The sequence below is a fragment of the Pontibacter rugosus genome, assembly GCF_042678745.1.
In the GTDB taxonomy this organism is placed as follows: domain Bacteria; phylum Bacteroidota; class Bacteroidia; order Cytophagales; family Hymenobacteraceae; genus Pontibacter; species Pontibacter rugosus.
This window is the reverse complement of the sequence record NZ_JBHTLD010000123.1, coordinates 1-15,471: the sequence shown is the minus strand read 5'-3', so window position 1 is coordinate 15,471 and position 15,471 is coordinate 1. Positions and strand designations below refer to the sequence as shown.

Sequence of the window (15,471 nt, the reverse complement as noted above, 5' to 3'; positions counted from 1 at the left end):
ACTGGCTGCCCTTCAGGTATAGGTAAAAATTACTACAATACCTGGTAATAGAAAAGTATAGCTATTGGAAAAATTATATAGCGCTAATCTAAAGGTTGGTCGTAACGCTATATAACACTATGCTCATTGCGGAACAAGGGTTGCGGCATACTGATTGCGCATTGCGCAAGGCGGCAGTGCTGTTGCCGGGATGTGCTATATTAGCCTATGATCGTAAAGATACTCTCCTCTGCCGGCACCTTCGCTGGGGTGGGCTACAACGAGGACAAGGTTGAGAAAGGAACTGCCGAGCTGCTGGTGGCCGAGAACTTCGGCATGCTCCAGCCCGTTGGGGGCGCGCTGGGCAACGCGGACTATACAAGCTACCTGCAGTCATGGAGCAAGTCCGAGAGCAACGAGCAGCGCGTAAAGCAGCCCCAGTTCCATGCCGTGATCTCCTGCGAGGGAAGAGAGAAAGACGCTGCCGAACTGGTGGACATGGCCACGCAGTACCTGCAGAAAATGGGCTACGGCGAGAACCCGCACCTGATCTACTTTCACTCCGACACGCAAAACAACCATGTGCACATCATCTCGACGCGCGTGAATTGGGAGGGAAGAAAAATCGACGATTCCTTTGAGCGCACCCGGTCCCAAAAGGTCCTAAAGGAAATCATGCTCCAGGACATGGGCACCGAGATCCGCGCGCACGTAGCCAAGGCGATGGCCTACAGCTTCTCCACCCCGGCGCAGTTCAAGCTGCTGCTGGAGCTAGAAGGGGTGAAGGTAAAGGAAACGCCCACCCAGCTAGAACTGGTCAAGTACGGCACGCGCATCAGTGACGTGGACAAAGACACCATCAACAAAAAGATAAGCGCTTACGTGGTCCCTAACGAGCGCATACGGCAACTGCGGGCGCTGCTTGCCAAGTACAGGCCGGGTCTTTCTGCCGGGGAGTTCAAGGCCTTGCTGAAGGCAAAGTTCGGGGTAGAGGTCATCTATCACCAGGCAAAGGGCCAGGATACGCCGTACGGTTACTCGGTGATCGACCACGCCAAAAAGCAGGTACTCAAAGGCTCGCAGCTGATGAAGCTAAGCGAGTTGCTCTCACCGGTGAGCAGGAGCCAGCAGTTGGGCGCTGCCGAGGCCGTGGTAAAAAAGGTTAGCAAATCCAACAGCCAGTTACCCTTTAGCGCCTTCAAGCAAGAGCTGGCCGCCCTCGGCTTTACAGTAAGCAAGAGCGGCAAGGTAAAGCGGAAGGGGGAGAAGGAAGCGGTGCTGCAGGTGGAGCCCGAGCGCATGGGTGCCCTGCACTACAACGAGCGGCTGCGGCAGGCCAACAAGTACGTGATCACCAGCGAGGCCGACATCAAGATACTTACCCATGCCTTCCACCTCAAGCCGGGCAGCTTGAAAGTGGACGGCCCGGCAGACAGAACGCCGCGCCGCTACACGGCTGACCGGCTCAACAGCATGCTGGCCAACGGGCACACGCTGCCCGCTATTTTCGAGCGCAACGAGTGGAGCCTGGCCCGATCGGAGGGAAAGTATTACCTGATCGACAGAAGGGATAAGGAGCTATACCCGGTGGACAAGCTCACGCGCCAAAAGCTGGACTTTGGCGGCATTCAAACCCTTAACACCGACAAAGCCATCGCTCCGGAGGCCGCGCGCCGTCTGGAGCACCGCAGCGCCCCGGTAGGCGGCATGCTGGAGCTGATCGCTGAGTTGCTGCTGTCCAACAGCCAGCGCGAGAGCAAGCAAAGCGAGCGCAGGAAAAAGAGGAAACTAAAACGCTAAACCCTACCGATATGAAAATTGTGATCGCAAACCAGAAAGGCGGGGTCGGCAAGTCCACCACCTGCGTGCTGCTGGCCAACTACCTTACCCTGGAGAAAGGAGAAGAGGTCGTGCTTTTTGACATGGACCAACAGGAAACGGTGTACGCCACGTGGGAGCGCGACCGCGAACTCTACGACAACGAACCGCTTTACGAGGTGATCAAGCTGGAGCTGGAGGAGTACCCCACCTATGCCCATGACCTGGACGCGCTCAAAAACGCCATGCACGTGCTCATTGACATGCCGGGCAGGCTGGACGATGACGCGATACTGGCCGTGCTCAAGGATGCCGACCTCATTATCTGCCCCATCGCCTACGAGCGCAGCGTGTTTGAGTCCTCGCATGTGTTTGCCCGGGTAGCCCGTCACCTCAACCCCCACAACCACATCGTCTTTCTGCCCACCCGCCTCAACAAGAACATCAAGTACGAAACAAAGGAGAAAGTGCGCGAGGCGCTTTCGGCCCTGGGGCAGCTGGCACCGGAGATAGCCGAGCGCGTGGCCCTGCAGCGGATCGACACCGTTTCCATCGGTTCTGAGGCTCGCCAGGTGGTACAGGAAGCCTTCGACTACATCTATACCAATTACTTCAAGGGGAAGGAGTAAAGCTTTTTTATGCTGCTTTACAGATCATGAAAGCTTTATTCATTCGATAAATTAAAAAATATATTCTTTATAAGAATAATAATACGTATATTAGTCTTATAAAGAATATAATTCGCATGAGCAACAGTAAGAGCAACCTCGTTTTACAGCGGATTAAGGGCTCGCTCCAACACACGGAGCAGCCCTTGCCCGATCCTGCTGCCCCTAGCGTGAGCAGCACCCTGGAGACAGGCGGATTCAGGCAGCTTTACCGGGTGCTGGAAGAGGCAAAGGCCGACATGGACTTTGACCGCCGCGCTGTCTACATCGACGACGAGAGCGCCGAGGTGCTGGACCTGCTTCGCAAAAAAGCCAAGATCAAGTCCAGCCATCTGGTAAGCTTCCTGCTGCACGAGTTCTTCAGCCGCCACAAAGGGCTGATACAGGAGCTGGTGGAGAAACGCAGCAACCGGCTTATCGACTAGGCCGGCTCTCAGACAAAGCGGAGTGTTTAATTAAAATATTGAATTATGGAATGGAGCACGTTCTTTCTGGTCATCACCTCCTGTTATGCGGCCTATTACACGCTTAACATCCTGTTTGACCTGGTCAGGGCCAGGGGCGGGCACAAGGCGGCAGATACGGCCGTGGTCTACCACATGAGCGAGCTGGCAGGCGAGGAGGAGCAGCCCACCGAGGTGGACGATTACGCCTACGGTGATACGGATGAATTTGAGGAGGAGGAAGAGTGGGAAGAAGACGAAGAGTATGAGGATGACGCACCACTGGAGCAGGCGCATAGCTTGCGCGTGGAGGGGCAGGGTATCCCGCTCGATGATTTCCTTCGTGAGGCCAAGTCCCATGCAAAGTCTATATTTTAAACTTTAACCCTACTACAAAAACAAGCTTTATGAGAAAGAAACTTACCCTTTCGGCGATGGCCCTGCTGGCCATGGCACAGACCGGCTTTGCCCAGGGCGTAACCGGCATCGATGCCGCCTCCTCTGAACTGACCACCTACGTGGACCCCATCGGCACGCTCATCATTGTCATCGGTGCCATTGTCGGGCTGGTAGGCGGCGTGCGCGTGTTCATCAAGTGGAACTCGGGCGACCAGGACGTGCAGAAATCCATCATGGGCTGGATGGGCTCGTGCGTGTTTCTGATGCTGGTGGGCGTGGTGGTGAAGGCATTCTTCGGCGTGTAATGGCGCTCGACAGGCACGCGGCGAGCTTCCCCGTGTACAAGGGGCTACAGCAGCCCGTGGTATTCAAGACCCTCAAAGGCCGCTACATCTACTGGGGGCTTGCCAGCGTGCTTGCCGGGTTTCTCTCTGCCGTGCTTCTTTCCGTTACCGTCAATTTCCTGATGGGCTTCCTTGGCCTGCTGGCCGTTTCCTTTTCGGGTCTGCTCTACACCAACAGCAGGCAGAAAAAGGGGCTGCACGACAAGACCAAATCCAACGGTGTGTACATTATCCCGGCCCGGTTTAACGGCGCTGTGGGTGCCCGGCGCTCCCGCTAAGCCCTCCGGGCCTTTTACCCGGCCTTTTATGAAAAGCAAAAAGTTCACCGTGCCCTACATCGGCATAGACCGCCATACCCATGACGTGCTCTACCATGAGTCGGGCGACCACGCGGTCCTCCTCCGGCTCACTAACCCTGTGCTTCAGTACGCCGCGGACCTGGATGCCTATACCGCGTTTCATTATGTCTTTTCCAACATCATCAAGCTACTCGGCTCCGGCTATACCTTGCAGAAACTGGACATTTTCGCGCTGAAGAAGTTCAGCGGGCGCGGCTCATCCGATTTCCTCTCTCAAAAGTACAACGAGGCGTTTGAAGGCAGGGAGTACCGCGACATCACCACGTACCTGACCATAACACGGGACGTAAGGCGCTCGGCCTTCTTTACCTACGAGGAGAAAGACTTTAAATCCTTCCAGCGCAACATCACCAAGATAGTGGCGCTGCTGGAGTCAAAGGGCTTCACCCCGCAGGTGCTCGACCAGGTGCAGATCAAGGCGCTTATCGGGCGGCTGCTGGCCTTCAACTTCTCGGAGGAGGCCTACGGGCTCAACAACTTCAGCGCAAGCGACGAGGGGCTTAAAATTGGTGAAAGAACAATCAAAAGCGTTTCGCTGGTGGACATCGACGAGGTTAACTTTCCCTCCTCGATCACGCCGCACACCGAGATCAACCTGGGCTACCCCCTGCCGGTGGACCTGATGCACTTTCTCCACAAGGTACCGGCCACCGACTGCCTCGTCTACAACCAGGTGATTCAGATTCCAGACCAAAGGGCAGAGATCGGGAAGCTCACGGCCAAGCGCAAGCGCCACACCGCCATGCCCGACCCCGCCAACGATCTGGCCGTGGCCGACATTGACCGCGTGCTGGCTGACATCGCCAGGGATAACCAGCTGCTTGTGCACAGCCACTACAACATACTTGTCTCGGCCAGCGGGCAGCACATCGACCGCGCCGTGAACTACATCGAGAGCGCGCTGTTTTCGCTCGGCATTATTCCCTCGCACAATGCCTACAACCAAATGGAGCTGTTCCGGTGCATGCTGCCCGGCAACGCCTCCGAGTTGAAGGCATACGATACCTTTCAAACCACATCGGACGCGGCGCTGTGCCTGCTCTTCAAGGAAGGGCTGTTAAAGGATGAGGAGTCAGGCTTTCAGGTTTTTTTCTCCGACAGGCAGGGCATTCCCGTGGCCATCGACACCAGCGACATGCCCATACAGACCAACCGCATGAACAACCGCAACAAGTTTGTGCTGGGCCCCTCCGGATCGGGCAAGTCCTTCTTTATGAACCACCTGATACGCCAGTACGCCCTGCAGGACACGGACGTGATTCTAGTGGATACGGGCCACTCCTACAGTGGTCTGTGCGCTTATTATGGCGGTAAGTACATCACCTACTCGGAAGAGGAGCCTATCACGATGAACCCTTTCCGCATTGCCCGGGAAGAGTACAACGAAGAGAAGCGCGAGTTCCTCAAATCGCTCGTGTGCCTGCTCTGGAAAGGCGCTGACGGCACCGTTACCCAGATTGAGGATAGCGTGCTCTCGTCGGTGGTGGCGGCCTATTACGAGGACTTCTACCAGCAGGAAAGGGAAAGCGCCTACCTGTGCTTTCAGTCGTTCTATGACTTCTCCATTGAGAAGATCGGGCAGATCACGCAGTCGGAGGCGATCAGCTTTGACAGCACCAGCTACCGCTTCATCCTCAAGAAGTTCTGTTTGGGCGGCGAGTACGGGCAGATACTTAACAACGCGGTGGACGCGGCCCTGTTCGATGAGAAGTTCATTGTCTTTGAGATTGACGCGATAAAGGAGCATAAGATACTTTTCCCGATCACCACCATCATCATCATGGACGTGTTCCTGCAGAAGATGCGCCACAAGAAAAACCGCAAGGCGCTCATCATCGAGGAGGCGTGGAAAGCCATAGCCTCGCCACTTATGGCGGGCTATATCCTGTACGTCTACAAGACCGTGCGCAAGTTCTGGGGGGAGGCCGTCGTGGTGACCCAGGAGCTGGACGACATCATCGGCAACGCCGTGGTGAAGAACTCCATCATCAACAACTCCGACACCGTCTGCCTGCTCGACCAGACCAAGTTCCGGGACAATTTCGACGAGATAGCGGCGCTGCTCTCCCTTAGTCCCGTGGAGCAGAAGAAAATCTTCACCATCAACAAGCTCGACAACACAGCGGGGCGCGGCCGCTTCAAGGAAGTCTACATAAAACGGGGCGCCACGGGCGAGGTGTACGGCGTGGAGGTGTCGCTTTACGAGTACCTCACATTTACCACGGAGCGGCGCGAGAAAGAGGCGCTGCAGGTTTACATCGGGCGCTACCCCACCTACCGGCAGGCGCTGGAGCTGTTTGTCCGGGACCTGCACGACTCGGGCCTGAAACTATCTGAATTCACAAACTTAATCCATAGGAGGAGCCATGAAGAAATACCTGTACTTAACTAGCCTTATGCTGCTGTGGGCCACGCGCTCACCCGCCCAGCAGGTGGTGTTCGACCCGGCGGTGGTGTCTACGCTCGTGGTGAACCACACAGCGCAACAGACGGCCTTAAAAGACATCAAAGAAAAGGAGGGGGAGATAGCCGCCCTGCAGCAGAGCATTGCCTTTAAGATGATTCAGATAAAGGAACTGGAGGAGAAGATGTACAACTCGCTTAAGTCGGTGCAGTCCATCATCGGGCAGAGCAAAAACATCGTCTACGCCTCCCGCATCGCCCAGGACATCGGTAAGTACCAGGGGCAGATGATGGATATTGCCCAGGGCGACCCGGAGCTGCTGCTGATCGCCGCCAAAACGGAGCTTGAGCTCATCAACCGCACCTCTGACCTGTTCACCTACATCTACCAGGTGGCAGTGATCGGCACGGATGTGAACCTGATGAGCAACTCGGAAAGGCTAAACCTGATCCGGCACGTGGTGGACGAGTTGCGCATCATGCGGGGCCTCTCCTACTCGATCACCCGGCGCATGCGCGTGGCCAAGTACGCCGGACTGTTCAAGACGCTCAACCCGTTGGGGCTCCGGTACCCAGACAACAGCCAGGCCATCATACGCTCGCTGATGGATGAGTACAAAACCCTGAAGAACTAGCGCCATGGCAAAGGGTTACCTCATCCCGGCAATCATGCTGCTGCTTTGTTTGCAGGCAAAGGCACAGGCCCCGGTAACGGTGGTGGACAGCAAGAACACGCGCTATCAGATGCAGCGCGAGGTAGTCACGCGCTGGAACCGGTTTAACCCGAAGTGGTACTTTGTGCTATTCCACAACAAGTACCGCAAGGGCGAGGACCGGCGCAACATGCTGCAGCTGGCGCCGACCATGGCCACGCTGTGGGCCAACCGGGATATGGCCGAAAAGCAGGAGGAAAGCATTGGCGCGGTGTACCGGCAGGAGATGTTCAAAGGCGCGGACCGCAGCCTGAACAAGGGCTACCACCTGCTCTACAAAAACAAGATCGACGAGTTGAACGGGCAGCTAAGCCTGTTGCACCTGGAGGCCGTGAAAGCGGGCGTAAAGGCCGACATGCTCCTTAAGCTCATGGAGCACCGCGAGCGCATCAACACAGACATAGAGCTAACCATCGACTCCTATGAGGACGACGCGGCCAAGGGGGAATCATTCCGAGGCTACCTGAAGGATCTCACCGAGTTGCGCGGGTATTACCGCCGCATCATCACCCTTTTTAACACCACCAACAAACTTACAGAGTAATGGAACGACCAATCATGGAAGCACTCACTAGTTGCCTGCCTGCCGTGAAAGCGGCCCGCAGCAAAGCCAAGAAAGCCGACAGTAAAAAGGCAAACGACAAAAAGAGTAAACCCACCGGTAGATGAGGGAACTGATAGACAAATCGATTTTCGACCTGTTCGACGCGCTGTTTCTCAACATCCGCGACCTTGCCGACAGCTTCATTGCCGACGCGCAGGCGCTGGCCGCCATCTTCATGATGCTCTACTTTGCCATGGAGGCTTACAAGATGATGGTGGGCGACGAGCCGCTGCGCTACATGGCCCTGTTCCGCCCATTCGCGCTGGCGCTTGTGATCGTGTTCTGGGGCGGTTTCGTGGATGCTGTCAACTTCCCCCTTACCGTGGTGAATGATTCCTCCAGAGCCATGTATGAGGGCCAGATAGATCAGGTGCAGGACCTGCATACCCGGCGCGTGGCGCTGGTGGACAGTGTTGCCCGGAAACTCTCCGACTCAAGCGCCGAGTTTGAGCAGGTGCAGGCCGAGACGCAGGAAAGCGACTGGATGGAGACAATGGGCATTGACCTGGAGCCCATGTTCAACAAGATGAAGGGCTATTACCTGATGCTCATGGCCAAGATGCATTTCACGATGATGCGGGTGGTGGAGTATATCGTTATCCTAATATTTCAGGTCTGCACTTACATCATCTTTTTCCTGCAGATCATCTTTGCCGGGATATTGGTGATACTGGGGCCCTTCTCCTTTGCCATGAGCGTGCTGCCGGGCTTTCAGGACTCTTACCTGACCTGGATCGGCCGCTATATCTCGGTGGGGCTTTACTCGGCCATCGGCTATATCGTCATGTCCATTTCGTTTGTGCTCATCAAGTACGGGCTGATGCGGGAAATAGAGATTCTCAAGGCTGTGATGGATAATGAGGATATGTTCATCGCCTACGTGTCCTACCCTTCCGGGAACATAAGCTTCTACATCGTGAGCCTGATCGTGGGCGGGCTGGCCATGCTCACCATCCCGGCCATCTCCACCTGGATCATCAACACAAGCGGCATCGGCAGCGCCCTGGGCTCTGTGGCCGGTGGAGCAGGGAAGGCTATTCGCAAGATGTCAAGATAATAGCCAGAAAAAGAAATGTATCAGACCTCCCTAAAAAGTTTGCCTATCAGGTTGTCGCGCTGCAAAGCGACTAGCTCGGCAAGCTCAAACCTTTTCAGGAGATTTTTTAGACGTTCCAGCTCTGCATCCACATTGAACTCAGATTTCAGGCTCTGGATCTGCTTAATGCGGGAAACTACATCTTCATATTGTGACTGGGTGTGGATAAAGCTGAAATTCAGAAGCATAGGCGGAAACATATCTATACGCTAACGAATCGAAAAGCAATGATAAACAACATAGAAAAGAAGATTAAACTCGCCTTTGCCGTGAGCGTGGGCAGCTTCATCACATCGGTGGTGCTGGTGGCCGTGGTGTGTTTTTTCGCCTACAGTCTGGTAAACGAGCAGCGCAAGAACATTTACGTGCTCGACCACAACGTGCCGGTGCTGGTGAGCCAGAGCGCGCAGGGCACTAACCGCATGGTGGAGTACAAGTCGCACGTGAACATGTTTCACCTGCTTTTCTTCACGCTGCCGCCCGATGATGCGTACATAAAGGCCAACCTCTCCAAAGCCATGTACCTGGTGGACGACACGGGCCTTGCCCAGTACAACAACCTCAAGGAGAAAGGCTACTACAACTCCATTTTGGCAAGTTCCGCCGTGCTGACGATCAAAACAGACAGCGTGCAGGTGGATGAGAACCGCCACTTCCGCTACTACGGCAGGCAGCGCATTGAGCGCAGCACCTCCATTGCCACCAGGCTACTCGTGACCGAGGGCGACCTGCAGGATGTGCCGCGCACGGAGAACAACCCGCACGGGCTCATCATTAAGAACTGGAAAACAGTCGTCAACAAAGACCTGGACTATGTGGAGAAGAAAAGCTTTTAACTGGCTCCGCGACCAAAGAAAGAAAGCGGCGGGGTGGGCCAACCAGCGGCCGCGCTTTATGATCGCGGCGATGTTCGCGGTAATGGGCATGGGCCTGGTGTGGCTGCTTTTCATCCGGGAGGAACGCCAAGCCTCCTCGCTCGATGGCATCTTCCTAAAGCTCCACCAGGCACAGCCCGCCACACCCGCGCCAACGGCGGACATGCTCGAGCTGCTGCGCCTCTACTCGGCGGTGCAGGCCATCAACCCCGACAGCCTGACAGCGCGCGACAGTGCATTTCTAAAGGACATTGACCAACAGCTAAACAGTATCATCCATGAGAAAGATTGACTTCAAAAACGGCCGCTACATCCTGCCGCTTATCATACTGCCTTTCCTGTTCATCTTCAACTACCTGTACCTGGATACCTTCCAGCCGGTGAGCGCGGGCGAGCAGCTGGCGGGCATGCCCGCCGACACCACCACGCTCAACACTTCCCTGCCGGACGCAAACCTTGCCAAGCGCCCGGTGATGGACAAGTTCAACGCCTCGCAGCAGGAGCACAAGTACCGCACCGACTACTCGGCCATTCGGGGATTGGAGCAGACCGAGGCGGAGCGCGCGTACGGCAGCGCCTACACCGCCGAGGAACAGGCCATGCTCGACAGCATCAACAACCAAATACTATCAAACAAGCCATCTCCCGGCTTTATGGAGCGTGTGGGGGAGCGACAGGACCGGGAACGCTATACCGCTGCGCCAGCACGCAGGCCTGCCGTGAAAAGAGAGTCGGATTATGAGAAGGAAATGCGCCTGTTTCGTGAGCAGATGGCCTATGTCGACAGCCTGGGCCGCGCTGGCAGTGAGCCGGAGCGAAAAGCCGCACCAGCCCCTAAGCCAGAGCCAAAGGAGCCGGAGGCGCTCGCCGTCAGCAAGACGCTAAATCCTAACATCGCCTACTTCAACACGGTCGGCGGCAGCGATGATGAGCAGTTTATAAAGGCAATGCTGGATGAGGGGCTAAAGGTGCGTGACGGGGGCAGGGTTCGCGTCAGGCTGCTGGATGATATCTATGTGGGGGAAACGCAGATCGACAAAGGCAGCTACCTCTACGGCACCGTGACGGGCTTTAGTGCGCAGCGCGTGGAGGTCACGGTAAGTTCTATACTGGTGGGCGATGAGATCCTGCCGGTGAGCATGAGCCTCTACGACAATGACGGGATGAAAGGCCTGTACGTGCCCGACTCGCAGTTTCGCCATTTCACAAAGGAGCTGGGCAGCAACGCCTCCTCCGGCCAGTCCATCACCTTCGGCGACAACCCCGACAACTCCGCGCAGATGCTTTACGCGATGATGGATCGCATGACCCAGACCGCCACGCAGGCCGCGGGCAAGTCCATCCGGAAGAACAAAGCCAGGCTCAAATACAACACAATCGTGTACCTACTAGACAACAAAGCAAAAAAGTAATATGAAAAAGATACTAACGCTATTCTCCCTGCTGCTCCTCTCCTACGCTGGTTTCGGGCAGGCGGCGCCGGTGGTGCTCTACGTGCACAAGGATATTTCCACGCACCTGGTCAGCCCCGAGCCGATCACCTACGTGGACATCTCGACCGATGACGTGGCCGGCGATATTCCCGTTGCCAATATGCTTCGCATCAAGCCAAAGACGGGCTCCCCTACCCTGGGCGTGGTCACGGTGGTGGGTGAGCGGTTTATGATCCAGTACAAACTGGTATATGCCGCCTCTCCCGCAAAGGCAGACTCGGAGGTAAGGATAGACCCCACCAACATCGACGAGTTCCTGAACCCGGCCGTATCGATGAGCCACGAGGAAATGCAGCGCTTTGCCCTGCTTGCCGTTCAGCAGCGGCCCGAGATGCGCCATGTGTCCGTGAGGAAGCAAAAGGTGCAGCTGCAGCTCAACAACATTTACACGGTGGGCGACTACTTCTTTGTGGACGTGACCATGAAGAACCGCACCAACATCCCCTACGCCATCGACCAGGTGCGCTTCAAGATTGAGGATAAGAAGGTACTGAAGGCAACCAACTTCCAGCAGCTGGAGGTGGAGCCTGTCTTTACGCTCTATGATGTGGATAATTTCAAGCGCAAGTACCGCAACGTGTACGTGTTCAAGCGCTTCACCTTCCCCGATGAGAAGGTCTTTAACATGGAGGTGTCGGAGGAGCAGGTGTCGGGGCGCACGATCTCTATGAAGGTCAACTACCGGGATGTGCTTAACGCTGATACACTATAGCTTTTTGTGACGCATGGTTGATATATAATGCCGGGAAGCAGCACCTGGTGAGTAGAAGTTGTATTTTAATGCTGGCTCCTTGAGTAGGCCGAGGTATTCGGCTTTGGAAATTTCTGTAACTGTCATACCACTAATGGTAAAAGGGGTTCCAAAACAACGCTCGTCTGCCTTCACAACAGCTTCGCCAGCACTTTCAGCCATTATTGGAGTCCATACTCCTGCTGAGCTATCGTTCTTTCCCAGCCATATTTTGAAATACTTTTCCATGCCACTCGCTATAATCGAATCCACAAAAGAGGATACAAAGAAATACTACGAGATAAAATAATTGATAAGGGGAAATAGTGAAAATGTGTTACCGGAAAATACTTAGCTGAAGATAGCGAGAAATACTGCTTATATAAAAAAGAAGAGGAGCCGCATGGGGTGGGCTCCTCTTAACACCAAACAGCGTCTACCTTTCAATCTCTCACCTTTCAGGCAGACGCACAAATATAACGCATACCGGGGCTACTTTATTCCCCCTTTTGTAAAATAACCTGTGCCATGGACGAATCAAGCGATATAAAGAAGCTCTACACCTTTCTGCAGGGGCTTATCTATATTACCCTGTTTACCGAGTTTACTGTGCTTATTCTATCACACCACCCGGCGCTTGCTGTGGCGGCGCCAGTGCTTGAGAAGCTGGGGCGCATCCCGATCTACGACAACATCTATTACTCGAAAGCATTTACCTTTCTGTTGATCGTGATAGTTTCCATCGGGACCAAAGGGCAGAAGAGTTTAAGCCATAGCCGGGTAAAGCACATCTTCCTGCCGCTGGTGCTGGGCATTGGGCTGTTTGTTGGTGCCGGGGTGTTCTACTTCTACGTGACGCCGGACGTGCTGGCCTACGGCGTGACGGTGTTTGAGGCGCTCTATATGGCTTTCTCGCTTATAGGGGCGGTACTTATCCATGTGGCCCTCGATAACGTCTCCAAGCACATCCAGAGCGGCCTGCTGAAGGATAAGTTCAACGTGGAGAATGAGTCGTTTGAACAAAGCCGCAAGCTGATGGAAACGCCCTACTCGGTTAACATCCCTATGCGCTTCTACTACCGCCGAAAGATCAACAAAGGCTGGCTCAACATCGTCAACCCGTTTCGGGCCACGCTGCTGATCGGCACGCCGGGATCCGGTAAGTCCTTCTCGGTCGTGAACCCGTTTATAAAGCAGCTATTGGCCAAAGGCTTCTCGATGGCCGTGTACGACTTCAAGTTTCCCGACCTTGGGCGGATTGCCTATTATCACTACCTGGTGCATAAGAAGCGGGGCGTGCTGAAGAACCACAAATTCCATGTGGTGAACTTCAACAGCGTCGAGCACAGCCGCCGCTTTAACCCGCTGAAGCCCGAGTACCTGCCAACGCTGGCCGATGCCACGGAAACAGCCGAGGCGCTCCTGCAGTCACTCACCAAGAACGACAAGGAATCAGGAGCCGCGCAGTTCTTCACGCAGTCGGCCGTGAACTTTCTGGCCAGCTGCATCTTCTTTTTAAGCAGGCATGATGGGGGCCGATACTCCACCTTCCCGCATGTGATGGCTTTTATCAACCAGGGCTATGATGAGATATTCGACCTGCTCTTTACCGAGCCGCAGCTCATGAGCTTACTTTCTCCCTTCCGCACCGCCTATAAAAACAAAGCCTTTGACCAGTTGGAGGGGCAGATTGGCACGCTCAAGATCAACATCGGCCGACTGGCCACAAAGGAAACGTTCTGGGTGCTTAGCGGCGATGACTTTGACTTGAAGATCACAAACCCAGAGGACCCATCGGTGCTGGTGATCGCCAACGACCCCTCCACCCAGAGCATCAACTCGGCCTGCAACGCCCTTATCCTGAACCGGCTTACTAAGCTAATCAACTCCAAAGGCAATATCCCCTGTGGGCTGATCGTGGACGAGTCGCCCACCCTTTACGTACACAAGGTCGAAAACCTGATCGCCACAGCCCGGAGCAACAAGATAGCCGTGCTGTTGGGCCTTCAGGAGCTCCCGCAGCTTCGCCAGCAGTACGGCAGGGAAGCGGCAGACACGATCTGCTCGGTGGCCGCCAACGTGCTCTCGGGCTCAGTCAGGAACAGGGAAACGCTTGACTGGCTGGAGAAGATTTTCGGCCGGGTGCGCCAGCAGAAGCAGGGCCTGAGCATTGACCGCAACCGCACCTCCATCAGCATGAATGAGGAGATGGGTTCGCTCATCCCGGCTTCCAAAATCGCCAACCTGCGTGCCGGTGAGCTGGTGGGGCAGGTGGCCTTTGACCATGCCGTCTACGATGGGCGGCACGTCAGCTCCACCTACCACTGTAAGATAGACCTTGACCTGAAAAGTATTTTAAAAGAAGAGGAAGCGTACGTGGAGTTGCCAATATTTTATAAATTTGGGTCAGCCGCCTCCCGTTCCGCCAAGCTTGAAAACAACTTTATCAGGATTAACAGGGACATCGCGTCACTTGTAGCCCGTTTTCAAGTATGAAGACCATATCCATATGAACATCACCCTGTCCGCTATAGGCGAGAAGCTAATCGTTCTCCGCACGACCCTGGGCCTCTCACAGAAGAACATCGCCGACGCCATGGGCGTGAGCCAAACGCAGATTTCCAAGATGGAGAACGGCAAAGGAGGCAGCATCGACCTGCTCCTGCAGGTTTTCGAATTCTACGGCGGCACCCACCAGGTTAAGTTCGTGTTTACCGATGCCTTTGAGGTCGTCATGCCGCCGCAGGACCCCACTACAACGCTTTACAACAACATCGCCCTGGAGAAGCTCACGCTGCTGGAGGGGGAAATTACCCACCAGTTCAGCGAGGTGAAGAAACTTTTAAGGGCGGTTCGATAGCTTGCCGCCTTCAATGCGACGGTAGATAGCTTCCAGGTACGGGGTAGGGTTCACCGTTCTTCCCCGGTGCTTGAGGGTAAAGTGAAGGTGCTCGCCTGTGCTGCGGCCCGTGCTGCCGGTGATGGCCAGCGCCGCTCCAGCCGGTACCACCGCCGACTCCCGCACCAGAATAAGGGAAAGGTGGCCGTAAACACTGCTGTAAGTCCCATGCTCTACTTCGACGTAGTTGCCCAATTCTCGGCTGTAGCCGACCTCCTTCACCCTGCCGGGCATAATGGCAAGCACGGTGTCCCGGTCGGCCCTGAAGTCAATTCCCCGGTGCATGGCCGTTTGGCCGGATACCGGGTCTGCCCGCTGCCCGTACCGACTGTTGATGACAGGCCGCTGCAGGGGCATGGAGAGCGTCAGCACCCGCTTCGCTTGGCTTTTGTCCGGCACCGCAAAGGTCGCAGTATCTGGCCTGAACCCCTGATCCGGTGGCGGAATCACCACCACGCTGGGTACGCGCCTTGCCTTCCGCACGGTGTTGAACTGACCGAGCGCCTGCCAAGCACAGCACAACAGCAACGAAAGCAAACTAAGTCTTAACATTGAGTGGGCAAAATTGGGGCCAAGGCACAGCGATAAATGCTGCAACAGCATGCTATACTACAAATATTGCTTAATATTCATTCAATTTATTCCTAT

Annotated in this window: 20 protein-coding genes; 17 read left to right on the top strand and 3 right to left on the bottom strand. The window is 55.3% G+C overall.

The features are described from left to right. Positions 1-207 precede the first annotated feature (207 nt). The 11 genes from ACFQ2O_RS13455 to ACFQ2O_RS13405 all read left to right on the top strand — a co-directional run bounded on the left by ACFQ2O_RS13455 (position 208) and on the right by ACFQ2O_RS13405 (position 8,787). Complete coding sequence (locus ACFQ2O_RS13455; protein WP_377528458.1) at positions 208-1,779, top strand: relaxase/mobilization nuclease domain-containing protein; 1,572 nt, start codon at positions 208-210, stop codon at positions 1,777-1,779. Between the two features lie 11 nt (positions 1,780-1,790). Continuing rightward, positions 1,791-2,426, top strand: a complete 636-nt coding sequence (locus ACFQ2O_RS13450) for a ParA family protein (protein ID WP_377528456.1) — start codon at positions 1,791-1,793, stop codon at positions 2,424-2,426. A 116-nt stretch (positions 2,427-2,542) separates the two neighbouring features. After that, positions 2,543-2,890: a hypothetical protein gene (locus ACFQ2O_RS13445; protein ID WP_377528454.1), complete on the top strand. Its 348-nt coding sequence runs from the start codon at positions 2,543-2,545 to the stop codon at positions 2,888-2,890. A gap of 45 nt (positions 2,891-2,935) precedes the next feature. Then, positions 2,936-3,286 carry a hypothetical protein gene (locus ACFQ2O_RS13440; protein WP_377528452.1) on the top strand — a complete coding sequence of 117 codons (351 nt, stop codon included), beginning with the start codon at positions 2,936-2,938 and terminating at the stop codon, positions 3,284-3,286. 29 nt (positions 3,287-3,315) lie between these two features. After that, positions 3,316-3,612: a DUF4134 domain-containing protein gene (locus tag ACFQ2O_RS13435; protein WP_377528450.1), complete on the top strand. Its 297-nt coding sequence runs from the start codon at positions 3,316-3,318 to the stop codon at positions 3,610-3,612. Further along, positions 3,612-3,929: a DUF4133 domain-containing protein gene (locus ACFQ2O_RS13430; RefSeq protein WP_377528448.1), complete on the top strand. Its 318-nt coding sequence runs from the start codon at positions 3,612-3,614 to the stop codon at positions 3,927-3,929. The genes ACFQ2O_RS13435 and ACFQ2O_RS13430 overlap by 1 nt, the downstream gene beginning before the upstream one ends. Before the next feature lie 28 nt (positions 3,930-3,957). Beyond that, positions 3,958-6,402: a TraG family conjugative transposon ATPase gene (locus ACFQ2O_RS13425; RefSeq protein WP_377528446.1), complete on the top strand. Its 2,445-nt coding sequence runs from the start codon at positions 3,958-3,960 to the stop codon at positions 6,400-6,402. 73 nt (positions 6,403-6,475) lie between these two features. Continuing rightward, positions 6,476-7,048, top strand: coding sequence for a plasmid transfer protein (locus tag ACFQ2O_RS13420; RefSeq protein WP_377528444.1), 573 nt, complete (start codon positions 6,476-6,478; stop codon positions 7,046-7,048). A gap of 4 nt (positions 7,049-7,052) precedes the next feature. Beyond that, a complete protein-coding gene (locus ACFQ2O_RS13415; RefSeq protein ID WP_377528442.1) occupies positions 7,053-7,670 on the top strand; it encodes a hypothetical protein in 618 nt (205 codons plus the stop codon). Beyond that, a complete protein-coding gene (locus ACFQ2O_RS13410) occupies positions 7,670-7,795 on the top strand; it encodes a hypothetical protein (RefSeq protein WP_377528440.1) in 126 nt (41 codons plus the stop codon). The genes ACFQ2O_RS13415 and ACFQ2O_RS13410 overlap by 1 nt, the downstream gene beginning before the upstream one ends. After that, positions 7,792-8,787, top strand: coding sequence for a plasmid transfer protein (locus tag ACFQ2O_RS13405; protein WP_377528438.1), 996 nt, complete (start codon positions 7,792-7,794; stop codon positions 8,785-8,787). The genes ACFQ2O_RS13410 and ACFQ2O_RS13405 overlap by 4 nt, the downstream gene beginning before the upstream one ends. 20 nt (positions 8,788-8,807) lie before the next feature. Here the strand turns inward: ACFQ2O_RS13405 and ACFQ2O_RS13400 are convergent, their stop codons facing one another. Next, positions 8,808-9,014, bottom strand: coding sequence for a hypothetical protein (locus tag ACFQ2O_RS13400; protein ID WP_377528436.1), 207 nt, complete (start codon positions 9,012-9,014; stop codon positions 8,808-8,810). A gap of 39 nt (positions 9,015-9,053) precedes the next feature. Here ACFQ2O_RS13400 and traK point away from each other — a divergent pair, with 39 nt between their 5' ends. From traK to traN, 4 genes are read left to right on the top strand one after another with little or no spacing between them, the layout of a single operon-like run. Next, positions 9,054-9,662 carry a conjugative transposon protein TraK gene (gene traK, locus ACFQ2O_RS13395; RefSeq protein ID WP_377528434.1) on the top strand — a complete coding sequence of 203 codons (609 nt, stop codon included), beginning with the start codon at positions 9,054-9,056 and terminating at the stop codon, positions 9,660-9,662. Beyond that, positions 9,640-9,993: a hypothetical protein gene (locus ACFQ2O_RS13390; RefSeq protein WP_377528432.1), complete on the top strand. Its 354-nt coding sequence runs from the start codon at positions 9,640-9,642 to the stop codon at positions 9,991-9,993. Before traK ends, ACFQ2O_RS13390 begins: the two co-directional genes overlap by 23 nt. After that, the gene (locus ACFQ2O_RS13385; protein WP_377528430.1) at positions 9,980-11,113 is read left to right on the top strand and encodes a conjugative transposon protein TraM; all 1,134 of its coding nucleotides are present in this window, start codon (positions 9,980-9,982) and stop codon (positions 11,111-11,113) included. The genes ACFQ2O_RS13390 and ACFQ2O_RS13385 overlap by 14 nt, the downstream gene beginning before the upstream one ends. Before the next feature lies 1 nt (position 11,114). Further along, positions 11,115-11,906: a conjugative transposon protein TraN gene (gene traN, locus ACFQ2O_RS13380; RefSeq protein WP_377528428.1), complete on the top strand. Its 792-nt coding sequence runs from the start codon at positions 11,115-11,117 to the stop codon at positions 11,904-11,906. Here traN and ACFQ2O_RS13375 read toward each other — a convergent pair. Next, positions 11,901-12,173 (bottom strand): hypothetical protein, encoded by a 273-nt coding sequence (locus tag ACFQ2O_RS13375; RefSeq protein ID WP_377528426.1) that lies wholly within the window; start codon positions 12,171-12,173, stop codon positions 11,901-11,903. The two genes, traN and ACFQ2O_RS13375, sit on opposite strands and share 6 nt — an antisense overlap. A gap of 279 nt (positions 12,174-12,452) precedes the next feature. Here ACFQ2O_RS13375 and ACFQ2O_RS13370 point away from each other — a divergent pair, with 279 nt between their 5' ends. Both ACFQ2O_RS13370 and ACFQ2O_RS13365 read left to right on the top strand, forming a co-directional pair. Continuing rightward, positions 12,453-14,420, top strand: coding sequence for a type IV secretory system conjugative DNA transfer family protein (locus ACFQ2O_RS13370; RefSeq protein WP_377528424.1), 1,968 nt, complete (start codon positions 12,453-12,455; stop codon positions 14,418-14,420). Positions 14,421-14,433: 13 nt separating this feature from the next. Then, complete coding sequence (locus ACFQ2O_RS13365; RefSeq protein ID WP_377528422.1) at positions 14,434-14,784, top strand: helix-turn-helix domain-containing protein; 351 nt, start codon at positions 14,434-14,436, stop codon at positions 14,782-14,784. Here ACFQ2O_RS13365 and ACFQ2O_RS13360 read toward each other — a convergent pair. Beyond that, entirely contained in the window at positions 14,767-15,180 is a 414-nt protein-coding gene (locus tag ACFQ2O_RS13360) for a M23 family metallopeptidase (protein ID WP_377528419.1), read from the bottom strand. The two genes, ACFQ2O_RS13365 and ACFQ2O_RS13360, sit on opposite strands and share 18 nt — an antisense overlap. Between the last annotated feature and the right edge of the window lie 291 nt (positions 15,181-15,471).